Raw genomic sequence first — 6428 nt, forward strand, 5'->3', positions numbered from 1 at the left:
TCTCACGTCAGGAGCACCGTCCCGTGTCCTCGTCCCTCTCGCCGCTGCGCCGACTGCTGGCCGGCGCCGCCGCGACGGCGGTGACCGCCCTGGTCGCGGTAACCGCCTCGGCGTCCCCGGCCCTCGCGGCCACCACCACCCTCTACGCGTCGCCCTCCGGCACCGGCACCGCGTGTTCCGCCAGCCAACCGTGTTCGCTCACCGCCGCGCAGACCGCGGTGCGGGCGATCAACAGCACGATGTCCGGTGACATCGTCGTGGAGCTTGCCAACGGCGCGTACCGACTCTCGTCGCCGCTGCGGTTCACCGCTGCCGACTCGGGCAACAACGGCTACCAGGTGATCTGGCGGGCGGCCACCGGCGCGCGTCCGACGATCACCGGCGCTCGGGCGGTCACCGGGTGGTCGCTCGTCGACTCCGGCAAGAACATCTGGCGGGCCAACGTTCCCGCCGGGCTCGACTCCCGCCAGCTCTACGTCGACGGGGCCGTCGCCACCCGGGCGCGCACCGCCGTGAACCGCTCCGACTTCACCTTCACCACGTCCGGCATGCGGTTCACCAACAGCGCGCTCAGCTACCTCAACAACCTCGGCAACCAGAACCGGGTCGAGGTGGAGAGCGTCGGCTCGTTCACCGACCGGTACTCGCCGGTGCAGAGCATCAGCGGCAACTTCCTGACGATGCAGCAGCCCGCGTGGAACAACAACACCTTCGGGTTCGACACCCTCTCCAGCCCGCACCGCGCCGGCCCCTTCTACCTGACCAACGCGTACGAGTTCCTGGACTCGGCGGGGGAGTGGTATCTCAACCCGAGCAGCGGCCAGCTCAACTACATCCCGCTCGCGGGACAGAACATGAGCTCGGTCAGCGTGGAGTTGCCGCAGCTGCAGTCCCTGGTGAACGTCGGCGGCACCCTCGACGCGCCGGCACACCACATGTCGTTCAGCGGCATCACCTTCACCGGCACCAGCTGGCTCGGCCCGAGCAGCAGCAATGGCTTCGCCGACCAGCAGACCGGCGCGCACATCGTCGGTTCCTGGGCCCGCCCGTCCGACGCGCTGACCTCCTGCCAGGAGGGCTGCCCGCTCTTCGAGGCCACCCGCCCGAGCTGGGCCCAGATGCCGGCCGCCGTGCAGGTGTCCGCCGCCAACACCATCAGCTTCAGCGACTCCCAGTTCGTCAACCTCGGGCAGACGGCCATCGGCATCGGCAACGATGCCAACGCCCACGCCAGCGGCGTCGGCCTGGGCGCCAGCAACATCACCGTCACCCGCTCCGAGATCGCCCGCAACTCCGCCGGTGGCATCGTGGTCGGCGGCGTGCGCGCCGACGCCCACCACCCCAGCGACCAGCGGATGGTCAACCGCAACATCACCGTCAGCAACAATCGGGTGCACGATCTCGGCCTGGAGTACCGGGGCGTCGTCTCGATCCTGACGACCTACGTGAACACCTCGCTGGTCTCGCACAACGAGGTCTACAACATGCCGTACACCGGTCTGTCGGTCGGCTACGGCTGGGGCGCGAACGACGCCGGCGGCAGCCAGCACTACGCCAACCGTGGCCTGTACAACTACCAGCCGCGCTACACCACGGCGACCACCGCGGCCAACAACCAGGTCATCGGCAACTACGTACACGACGTGATGCAGCAGATGACCGACGGCGGTTGCATCTACACGCTGTCGGCGAACCCGGGCGGAACCATCAACGAGAACTACTGCCTGCGGACCAACGGCTGGTTCGGGCTCTACTTCGACGAGGGCTCCCGCTACTACACCGCCCGCAACAACGTGTTCTCCTCCACCGGCACCTGGGCCACCGCGAACTACTACTACGCGGAGAACATGGGCAACTTCACCGTCACCAACAACTGGTCGACGAACAACTCCACGAACGTGACGAACGGCGACCGCGGCAACGTGGTCAACAGCAACGTCACGGTCAGCAACGGCAGTTGGCCGTCGGGCGCGCAGACGGTGATCAACACGGCTGGCGTGCAGAGTGGCGGCAGCACCAACCCGCAGAACGTGCAGATCGTGGGCGTCCAGTCGGGCCGGTGCGCCGAGATCGGCAACTCCAGCACGACCAACGGCACGCAGGCGCAGATCTGGGACTGCATCAGTGGTGCCGCCAACCAGCGGTGGACCCACACCGCCAGCCGGCAGCTCATGGTGTACGGCACCAAGTGCCTGGACGCCTCCGGCCAGGGCACCAGCAACGGCACCACTGTGGTGATCTGGGACTGCAACGGCGGCACCAACCAGCAGTGGAACATCAACGCCAACGGCACGATCACGGGAGTGCAGTCGGGTCTCTGCCTGGACGCCAACGGCGCCGCGACGGCGAACGGCACGAAGTTGATCCTCTGGTCCTGCATCGGCGGCACCAACCAGCAGTGGCAGCTGCGCAGCTGATTCAGTAGCTGGACGACCGACAGGTCCGGGTCGGGGCGACACACGCCTCGGCCCGGACCTGTCCGGTCTACTGCGCCACGTCCGCCCTCGCCGGGTCCACTGTCAACCCGGTCGCGGCTTCGTAGCGGACCGGGATGGGATCGGTGAGTTCCCCGACGAACGTCTCGTCGACGTGGTCGAGGAAGCCGATGAGGGACCAGTCGTCGTCGGGTCCGGGGACCAGCCGGGGCGCGTACAGGTGCGGATGGGTGAACGGCCGGGCGGACGCGATGTCCCACGGCCCGAGAGTGGTCTCGCCGGTCGCCACCCAGATCCGGTGGTCGTCACGGCGGGCGCTGCCGGTGGCCTCGGTGGAGAAGAGCAGCAGCGGCTGCCCGTCGAGCACCGCGACCTGGGGCACCTCAAGGTGCCCGAAGCCGGCCGGTGTCGACAGCGGCGGCGCGACGGTCCAGCTGACGAGGTCGGTGGAGGTGGCGTGGCCGACGACACCACGGGTGTTCGCCGGCCCGGTGTTGGCGCGGGCGGTGATGAGCATGTGCCAACCCTCGCCGTCGGGGTCGGGGAACACCCACGGGTCACGCCACGCCTGCTCGTACCACAGGTCCTTGTCCAGCAGCTCGTACCAGGTGGGGTCCGCCTGGACGATCGGTTCGGTGCCGTGCCGGTGCCAGGTCGTCAGGTCGTCGGAGACGGCCAGCCCGACGCGTTGGACGAGCCCGTCCTCGGCGCGACCGACGCCGGTGTAGAACAGGTACCACCGTCCGTCCGGCCCGCGGACCGTGCAGCCCGTCCAGGTTGCCAGGTCGTCCCAGCTGGGCGCGTCGGCGGGGACCACGGCGTCGGCGACCAGGCGCCACGAGCGCAGGTCCGCCGAGACGGCGTGGCCGATGGTGGCCCGGCGGTGGCGGCGGTGCGGGTGGTGCAGGGCGCGGGACGCGCGCAGGAAGAACACGTGCCAGAGGCCGTTGTCGTCCCGCGCGTACCAGCTGTCCCACACCCAGTGGTCGGGTAGACGAAGCATGGTCGGAAACCTAGCACTAAACCGTTTTAGCGTCGGCCAAGGCCAGCCCGGCGTACGGGGCGGAGGGGCGTGGTCAGCCGGCCGGAGGTGCGAGGGAGCGGCGTCGGCGCAGGGGCATCGGAACGAGCGAGGGCTCGGCGGCGCCCCCGTCCAGGAGCAGTTCGACCGCTCGCCGTCCCATCTGCTCGTGCGGCAGCGCCGTGGTGGCCAGGCTGGGACGCAACCAGGCGGCGATCGGGTCGTCGTCGAACGAGATGACCGAGATGTCCTCTGGGACAGTCAGCCCCGCCTCGCCGAGAGCCTGGTAGGCGCCGAAGGCCAGCCGGTCGTTCATGCAGATGATCGCGCTGGGTCGCTTCGGCTTGCTCAGCAGGCCACGCATGGCGGCGTAACCGTGCTCGGGCAACCACTCGGTGCAGAAACACTCGGCCAGGAGGCTGACCTCCGCCTCGTTGAGCGTCTGCCGGATGCCGTGCAGCCGGGCGCGGGCGGCGAGCGAGACCTCCGGGTCGTCCTCCTTGAGCCGGTTGCGGCCGATGAGCGCGATCGCGTCGCGGTGGCCGAGCTCCAGCAGGGCGGTGGCGACCGAGCGGCCGGCCCCCTCGTCGTCGGGGACCACGCTGGGCAGCCCGTCGGGGCTGGTGGCGTTGAGCAGCACCACCGGGCCGCCGAGGATGGCCGCGGGCACCGTCAGCCGTCGGGTCGCCATCGCCGCGTAGATCACCCCGTCGACCTGGCGGTCCAGGACGGCCTCGATGGCGTACTGCTCGAAGGTGGCGTCGCCCTGCGTCTCGGTGATGAGCAGGACGTGGTCCCGTTCGCGGGCCGCGTCGAGGGCACCGCGGATGAGGTCACCGGCGAACCGGGTGGTGGCCACGATGTCGGAGACGAACGCGATGGTGGCCGTCTTGCGGGTGCGGAGGCTGCGCGCGGCGAGGTTGGGCCGGTAGCCGAGCTCCTCGGCGGCGGCGAACACCCGCTGGTGCGCCTCGGCCGAGAGCCGGGTGCCCTCTCTGCCGTTGAGCACCATCGACGCGGCGGTCTTGGACAGCCCGGCCTTCCGCGCGACGTCGGCGAGTGTTGCTCTGTTGCGGCCCATCAGTCCTCCGAATCAGGCGCGGTGCCACAGGCGCCGCTCCTGCCCATCATGATGCGTCGCCGTCCGGGATCGAGCGTCGGTCACGTCGGCGTGGTGTGAACCCGACGTACTCGCACCGTTGCCAAGTTGTCCTTGACAGCTTCCCGTGCCGCGCGCATGCTCTGCTAAATCAGTTTAGCGACCACTTCTGGTGCCTTCGGAGGCGCCTTCGGTGGCCGTGCTGGGTTCTTTTCCGCTGACGGTACGGGTGCTGGGCCCGGGCGACAGGTCACGGCGTACGTGTCGTGGCCCCGACCCGGTCGCGGTGGTCCCGGTGGAGCCGTCGCGCGGCCCTGCGCTGCGAGACGCGTGGAGATGTCAAGGAGTCATGAAATGGCAGAATTGCTGACAAAGTTTCCGCGACGGAGAATTGTGCTCCTCGCGTCGTTGCTGGCGGTCGGGATGACCGCGACGGCCTGCAGCGCGCCGGGCGAGGACCGGTCGTCGACCCAGAAGACCGATGCCGCCGTCAAGACGGAACTGGGGACCGACCCGATCACCCTGGAGATGTACGCGGAGACCGGCTTCCCGCTGGCCAAGGCGCTGGCCGACGAGTTCTCCAAGCAGCACTCGAACGTCACGTTCAACATCCGTGAGGACCAGTTCACGGTGATCGTGGAGAACGCGCCCCGGGTGATGGCCTCGGACAACTCGCCCGACATCATCCGGCTCCCGACCATGGTCGACCTGGTCAAGGACGACCTGCTCAAGAACCTCGACCCGTACTTCACCGCGTACGGCTGGGACAAGTTCCCCGCCTCGCAGCTCATGCAGCTGCGGGTTGGCGAGAACACCCGGGGCACCGGCTCGCTGTACGGGATGGGGCTCGGCTACAGCGTCACCGGCGTCTTCTACAACAAGAAGCTGGCCAGCCAGATCGGCATGACCCAGCCGCCGGCCACTGTCGCCGAGTTCGAGGAACTGCTGGCCAAGGCGAAGACCGGCGGGGTCCAGCCGATCATGCAGTTCAACAAGAACACCGCGGGCATCAACTTCCCGCACCAGGCGCTGCAGAACCAGTTCGGCGACCCGACCCAGGTCGCCGACTGGATCTTCCAGAAGCCGGGGGCCACGTTCGACACCCCGGCTGCCCTGAAGGCCACCCAGACCATCCAGAAGTGGGCCCAGGCCGGCTACTTCACCAAGGACGCCAACGCTCTGGACTACGCGGGCATGGTGGGGGAGTTCCAGAAGGGCAACGGCCTGTTCATGTTCAACGGCGACTGGGAGTCGGCCAACCTCGACAAGTCGATGCCCGGCAACGTGGGCTTCTTCCTCTTCCCCACCGAGTCTCCCGGTGGGAAGCACGTGGCGATGTCCGCCCCCAACACCTTCGGCGTCTCCGCCAAGGCCAAGAACCCGGACGCCGCCGCGTACTTCCTGAACTGGGTCCACACCAACGCCAAGGCCCGCGAGATCTCGGTGACGGTCGGCGGCTCCAGCCCCGGCGGCCCGAGTGACCTGCCGGTGCCGAGCGCCGCCCCGAACACCGTGCTGGCCGAGACGCTGAAGGCGTCGCAGCAGCTCGGCGCGGAGAACGGCGCTGTGGACTTCACAGCGAACGCGACCGGCGGCATCTTCGCCGCCGTGATCACGCCGGAGATGCAGAAGCTGATCGCCGGCCAGCAGACGCCCGAGGGGTACGTGAAGGCGGTCCAGGCCGAGTACCAGAAGGAACTGTCCCGATGACGTCTGCCCTCGGCAGCGCACCAACCGGGCGGGACGACAGTCGCGCCCGCCCCACCCCCGCGCGGGCCCACCGAGCCGGCCCGCAAGGCCGAGCTGATCGAGGCGCTCGGCGTGGACGTGCTCTGCGTGGTGCCGTTCACCCCGGAGTTCTCCCGGGTGCCGG

The 6428-nt window shown here is 69.0% G+C and carries 3 protein-coding genes and 2 pseudogenes; 3 read left to right on the forward strand and 2 right to left on the reverse strand.

From position 1 onward, the window contains the following. Positions 1-23 precede the first annotated feature (23 nt). Positions 24-2417, forward strand: a complete 2394-nt coding sequence (locus ABZU74_RS32645) for an RICIN domain-containing protein (RefSeq protein WP_355432187.1) — start codon at positions 24-26, stop codon at positions 2415-2417. A gap of 67 nt (positions 2418-2484) precedes the next feature. Here the strand turns inward: ABZU74_RS32645 and ABZU74_RS32650 are convergent. Both ABZU74_RS32650 and ABZU74_RS32655 read right to left on the reverse strand, forming a co-directional pair. Beyond that, positions 2485-3459: pseudogene (locus tag ABZU74_RS32650) on the reverse strand (family 43 glycosylhydrolase); the annotation flags it as partial. A 52-nt stretch (positions 3460-3511) separates the two neighbouring features. Continuing rightward, complete coding sequence (locus ABZU74_RS32655; RefSeq protein WP_355432190.1) at positions 3512-4537, reverse strand: LacI family DNA-binding transcriptional regulator; 1026 nt, start codon at positions 4535-4537, stop codon at positions 3512-3514. A gap of 372 nt (positions 4538-4909) precedes the next feature. Between ABZU74_RS32655 and ABZU74_RS32660 the strand changes: the two genes are divergently transcribed. Next, positions 4910-6265 (forward strand): extracellular solute-binding protein, encoded by a 1356-nt coding sequence (locus ABZU74_RS32660; protein ID WP_355432192.1) that lies wholly within the window; start codon positions 4910-4912, stop codon positions 6263-6265. Positions 6266-6334: 69 nt separating this feature from the next. Further along, positions 6335-6428 (forward strand): annotated as a pseudogene (locus tag ABZU74_RS32665) (bifunctional riboflavin kinase/FAD synthetase); the annotation flags it as partial.

This window comes from Micromonospora sp. NPDC005171 (assembly GCF_040608575.1).
Lineage (GTDB): Bacteria > Actinomycetota > Actinomycetes > Mycobacteriales > Micromonosporaceae > Micromonospora.

Coding starts and splice junctions, on each gene's coding strand:
- ABZU74_RS32655 (WP_355432190.1), bottom strand. CDS start 4,537: ATGGGCCGCAACAGAGCAACACTCGCCGACGTCGCGCGGAAGGCCGGG.
- ABZU74_RS32660 (WP_355432192.1), top strand. CDS start 4,910: ATGGCAGAATTGCTGACAAAGTTTCCGCGACGGAGAATTGTGCTCCTC.